General features: G+C 72.8%; 4 protein-coding genes. 1 reads left to right on the forward strand and 3 read right to left on the reverse strand.

Annotated features, from left to right (window positions below; all coding sequences use genetic code 11):
* On the reverse strand, nt 1-747 hold a 747-nt coding region (locus tag P1P70_RS42180), incomplete at its 3' end, for a DMT family transporter (protein WP_319247432.1).
* Nucleotides 744-1,544 carry a phosphatase PAP2 family protein gene (locus tag P1P70_RS42185; RefSeq protein WP_319247433.1) on the reverse strand — a complete coding sequence of 267 codons (801 nt, stop codon included), beginning with the start codon at nt 1,542-1,544 and terminating at the stop codon, nt 744-746. The genes P1P70_RS42185 and P1P70_RS42180, both read right to left, overlap by 4 nt.
* A gap of 229 nt (nt 1,545-1,773) precedes the next feature.
* On the opposite strand from P1P70_RS42185, the gene P1P70_RS42190 reads away from it, so the two are divergent.
* Nucleotides 1,774-2,388 (forward strand): TetR/AcrR family transcriptional regulator, encoded by a 615-nt coding sequence (locus tag P1P70_RS42190; protein WP_319247436.1) that lies wholly within the window; start codon nt 1,774-1,776, stop codon nt 2,386-2,388.
* Between the two features lie 288 nt (nt 2,389-2,676).
* On the opposite strand, the gene P1P70_RS42195 is transcribed toward P1P70_RS42190, so the two are convergent.
* Nucleotides 2,677-3,473, reverse strand: a 797-nt coding sequence (locus P1P70_RS42195; RefSeq protein ID WP_319247438.1) for a hypothetical protein, incomplete at its 5' end; no start/stop codon positions are given.

A 3,473-nucleotide genomic window follows, 5' to 3' on the forward strand; every position in this document is an offset into this window, starting at 1 on the left:
GACAGCCACACCACCCCGCAGGCCCTCCCCGAGGAGGGAGAGGCCGATGACGGCGGCGGTCAGCGGGTTCGACAGGGTCACGACCGCGAGCGGCGCGCCCAGGCCCCCTCGGTACGCCGTCTGGGAGAGCAGCAGCCCGCCCACGGCGAACGCGGCGACCAGCAGGGCCACCACGACGACCTCCACGTCCAGGAGGGAACCCGAGCGGTCCGTCGCGGCGACCGTGACGGTCTGGGTGAGTGCGGAGGCGACACCCGAGGCCATGCCGGAGGCACCGGCGTGACGCAGTCCGGGCTTGGCGCCGGGCCGGGAGAGCAGACCGACCAGGGCGACGGTCGCGCCCGCCACGGCGACGGCCTCCGGCAGACTCAGCACGTCGTCCGGGGCGGGCCCGGACGCGACGATCAGGATCGCGGCGAGGCCGGCGAGCGTGAGCGCGGTACCCCGCCACTCCGTCGCGGTGACCCGTCGCCCGGCCACCCGCGCACCCAGCGGCACCGCGGCCACGAGCGTGAGCGCGCCCAGGGGCTGCACGACCGTGAGGGGACCGTACTTGAGGGCGACGACATGCAGCAGCGCGGCGCCCGCGTTGAGCGCGACCGAACTCCACCAGGCACCGCTGGCGAGCATCCGCCGTACGCCCGGGTCGGTGCTGCGCGAGGCGAGCCGCTCCTGGGCCACGGCGGCGGCCGCGTAGGCGACGGCGGAGACCAGGGAGAGGGCCACGGCGACGAGGGTGGCGTTCATCGTCCCGCTCCCACCAGGACCGGCTCCTCGGCGGGCACGAGGGCCCCGGAGCGCTGCCCGGCCGTCGTGGCCGTCCGGTGCGGGAGCTGGAGCACAGCGAGGACGACGGCCAGCAGGGCTCCGGCCACGATCGCGTCCAGCCAGTAGTGGTTCGCGGTGCCGACGATCACCACCAGGGTCACCAGCGGATGCAGCAGCCACAGCCAGCGCAGGCGGGAGCGGGTCGCGGCGATCAGGCCGACCGCGACCATCAGGGCCCAGCCGAAGTGCAGCGAGGGCATCGCCGCGAACTGGTTCGCCAGAGAGTCGGTCGCCGGCGTCGCCGAGTAGACCGTCGGCCCGTACACCTGTCCGGTGTCGAGAAGGTGCGCGCCGTCCAGCATCCGCGGCGGGGCCAGCGGGAACGCGAGGTGCAGCAGCAGCGCGGCGGCGGTGAGCGCGGCGAGCACCCGGCGCGCCCAGACGTAGTGCCCGGGGCGCCGCAGGAACAGCCAGACCAGGAAGGCCGCGGTGGCGGGGAAGTGGACGGTCGCGTAGTAGGCGTTCGCGATGTGGACCAGCGTGTCGCCGTGCAGCAGCGCGGACTGCACGGAGCCCTCGCCCGGCAGCCCCAGGGCGCGCTCCCAGCCCCACACGTCGTGGGCGTTGCGGTAGGCCTCGGCGGTGTGGCCGTTGGCCAGCAGCCGCCCGAACTTGTAGACGAGGAAGAGCCCTGCGACGAGCAGGAACTCACGGACGAGGGGCGGCCGCGGTATGGCGGCGGCCGGCTCTTCCGCAGGCGCGGTACGGCATTCCATCCCCCGGCCCTTTCACTGACGGCGCTGGTGGCGCTGGTTCCCTTGGCGGCACGACGATCGATACGTCGTAGTACCGATACGTTCAGGTACCGATACGAGAGTGTACCGATACGCCACTGTACCGAAACGAGGAGGTATCGATACGGCACTGTACCGATACGAAGCCGTTCCGGTACAGTGGCGTATCGACAGGCCTTTCGGCAGGGGACGACCGAAGGAGACACGAGTCATGACGTCGCAGGCAGCGGACGGGCCGGAGACGGCCGTCGCCTCGCGCCGCTCCAAGCTCACGCCCGAGCGCGAGCAGGAGTTCTTCGACGCTGTGCTCGAACAGATCCGTGAGTGCGGTTACGACTCGGTGACCATGGAGGGCGTCGCCGCGAGCACCCGGTGCAGCAAGTCGACGCTCTACCGGCAGTGGCGGACGAAACCGCAGTTCGTGGCGGCAGCGCTGCGCGCGCGCCGCAGTGTCCGCTTCGCGGGGATCGACACCGGCACCCTCGCCGGTGACCTGCGCGAGGTGGCCCGGCACGCCGGGGAGGGCTACGTTCTGGAGGGGCGGCTGTTGCAGGCCCTCGGCCATGCTGTCGTGCAGGACGAGGAGCTGAAGGCGGCCCTGCGCGACGCGCTGGTGGAGCCGGAGATCGACGCGCTCCGGGCGATGATCGCCCGCGGGGTGGCGCGGGGCGAGGTCCCAGCGGACCACCCGGCGCTGGAGTTCGTCCCGGCGCAGATCTTCGGTGTCCTGCGGGCCCGGCCGGTCCTGGAGGGCCGGGACGCGGACGAGACGTACATCATCAAGTTCATGGAGGCGGCCGTGCTCCCCACGCTCGGCCTCGGATAAGGCTCAGGCCGCCGTCCGTGGATCGATCCGGACGACGACCTGATCGCGCCGCACCGTGGGGACGGGGGCGGCGCGTAACCCCGGCCGGGTGGGATTCCTCTGGAGCGGAGAGGAATCCCACCCGGCCGACTTTCCGGGCCGACGTTCCGGGCCGGCAACCGGGCCGACGGGCCTGCAGACCGCGTCGACGTGCCGCCCGGTGATGCCCGTGGACCGCCCGGTGGTGCCAGTGGTCGCCCGAGGTGCCGGTGGGCCGGCTGTTCCGGGCGCCGGACGGAGTGCGAAGGCTCACACGTCCTGGCCGCTGCCGCCCCCGCTGATCGCCGCCTCCTTGATGCCCTTGGTGATCTCGTCGATGACCGACTGCTTGGGTGCCTTGTCGCTCACGTCGATGCCGAAACGGACCACGACGAGCCGCGAGGAGTCGGCGGGGGACGGGAAGGCGAGCGACTCGACATAGCCGTCGTCACCCTTGCCCGTGACCACCTTCCAGCGGACGTAGTAGCCCTTCTCGCCGGCCACGGTCACCGCTTCGGAGGCCAGCTCCTCGTGCGAGGTGATCTTCCCGTAGCCCTCGCTGCCGTAGGCGTCCTCGGCGGCCTGCGCGATGTCCTCCTTGGCGGCCGCCTCTGCCGTCGTGGCCTTCAGCTTCAGCAGCTCGGCGGGTGTCGAGTAGGCGCCGCCGCGTGTGCAGGTCTTCGTGGGGTCGGCCGGACACTCGTACGACGCCTCGGTCGTCACCTGCGCGCCGACCTGCAGCGGTGAGGTGACCCAGCCCTCGGGTACGGGGATGCTGATGCCGCTGGTCGTGTCGGTGGCGTACCCCTCCTCCTGCGGCGGCTGCCCCGACCCGTCCGGCGCCGGCGTCTGACCACCGGAGCCGCCCGAGCCCCCGGAACCGCCCTGCCCGCCGGAGTTGCCACCCGGCCCGCCCCGGCCGCCGTCGCCACCGCGCCCGCCGTCCTGACCGCCGGAACCCTGGGAGGTGGTACTGCCCTCGCTGCCACCGCCGTTGCTGGTCAGCGCGTACACCCCCACCCCGATGCTGGCCAGCACCGCGGCGGCCACGGCCACCGCTATCCCGG

The sequence above is a fragment of the Streptomyces sp. MB09-02B genome (assembly GCF_033794485.1).
Classification (GTDB): Bacteria; Actinomycetota; Actinomycetes; order Streptomycetales; family Streptomycetaceae; genus Streptomyces.

Excerpts from the sequence above, each read along its gene's own strand:
- P1P70_RS42185 (WP_319247433.1), bottom strand. The coding sequence starts at position 1,544 with ATGGAATGCCGTACCGCGCCTGCGGAAGAGCCGGCCGCCGCCATACCG.
- P1P70_RS42190 (WP_319247436.1), top strand. The coding sequence starts at position 1,774 with ATGACGTCGCAGGCAGCGGACGGGCCGGAGACGGCCGTCGCCTCGCGC.